We start from the raw sequence: 1241 nt of genomic DNA on the forward strand, positions 1-1241 counted from the left end.
AGGCGTTCTGCGGCCGGGATACATAGCTCCAACTTTTTTGTGAGGCGCACTACCGCGCGTCAGAGCCACAACCAACAACAAAAAAATGGAACTGAACATTTCCCGTACTTACACAACGAAAACCATCGGAAACTCTTGAATAGGATTCCGACAATACTAAGGAAGTTCGACACTCCGATATTTCATGTATCGGAAATTTTCGATGCGTTCGTCCGATACGATATATCGTAGTTCGATGCTTCACTGCAACGAACATATCGATATATCGATACGATTTTTGAGGAAGTTCGATATTCCGATATTTCAATACACAGCGCCAGACGAAACGGCACATCTCACCAGATAGGTCTATCGGGCAGAAGAAGGAAATTGACATTTCTCGAACGAAGTCTGTGGGCCGCAAGCCCAGCTTCAGCTGCCGGCACATGAAGTCGATGTTGGTCTGCACAGAAACAAACATGAAGATGAAACGGAGTGCGTACGATGCTGAAACTGAACTTGGCCATGGAAATGAAAACGGAAATGAAAATGAAAATGGAAGCAAAGATGAGCAAAATTTGAAAATCAATATAAGAAGTAAAGACGAAAGCAAAAAAGACAATGCAACCGCAACAGCGCTGCTAGCGCAAAGGTAACCGCAATAAATCAGAGGCACAACACAACCGAAAGTCACAGCAGTGAAACAGAACGCGAAAACGAAAAATCAAAATTGGAATTGAAAATTGAAAGGCAATGATTAAATGACAACGATACATGAAGTTGAAAATAAGCTCGGGAATCAAAATCAAAATCAAAATCAAACTCAATATCAACATCAATATCAACCTGAAAATCAAACTCAAAATCAAAATCAAAATCAAAACCAACCCGAAAATAAATAATGGGCGCTCGAAAGCGAAGCCAAAATGTAAACAAGTACTCGTATACGTACCTGTACAAGGCAGTGATGAGATAGCCTCGGAAACGGCAGGCAGCACATCGACGAGTGTGTCGCAACCGAGCTACTAAGCAGCCATGGTTCCAGCAGAGATATAGATATATATATACACCAGGTGCCGAACAAGGGTATGCTATTTCGGTGGACCATAGTGGACAGGACCAAATATGTTTTTAGCAGAAATAGGTAAATATATACTGGTAGGTTTTAGTGAGGTCCTATTTAGTATGATCCTCTCGGTGGCAGCACAGTCTGCGGTAGTGCTGTAGTGTCCTTCGAACAATTTTACCGGTACCTATCAGCC

2 protein-coding genes are annotated in these 1241 nt (G+C 42.1%); both read left to right on the plus strand.

Annotated features, from left to right (window positions below; all coding sequences use genetic code 11):
* The first annotated feature begins 464 nt into the window (after positions 1-464).
* Positions 465-635, plus strand: a complete 171-nt coding sequence (locus ABJF11_RS02755; RefSeq protein ID WP_348117907.1) for a hypothetical protein — start codon at positions 465-467, stop codon at positions 633-635.
* 118 nt (positions 636-753) lie between these two features.
* Positions 754-1008, plus strand: a complete 255-nt coding sequence (locus ABJF11_RS02760; RefSeq protein WP_348117908.1) for a hypothetical protein — start codon at positions 754-756, stop codon at positions 1006-1008.
* Positions 1009-1241 lie beyond the last annotated feature (233 nt).

The sequence above is a fragment of the Reichenbachiella sp. genome (assembly GCF_039941815.1).
Lineage (GTDB): Bacteria > Bacteroidota > Bacteroidia > Cytophagales > Cyclobacteriaceae > Reichenbachiella.

Bases quoted from the DNA above. Each gene is read 5' to 3' on its own strand.
- ABJF11_RS02755 (WP_348117907.1), top strand. From the start codon at position 465: ATGAAACGGAGTGCGTACGATGCTGAAACTGAACTTGGCCATGGAAAT.
- ABJF11_RS02760 (WP_348117908.1), top strand. From the start codon at position 754: ATGAAGTTGAAAATAAGCTCGGGAATCAAAATCAAAATCAAAATCAAA.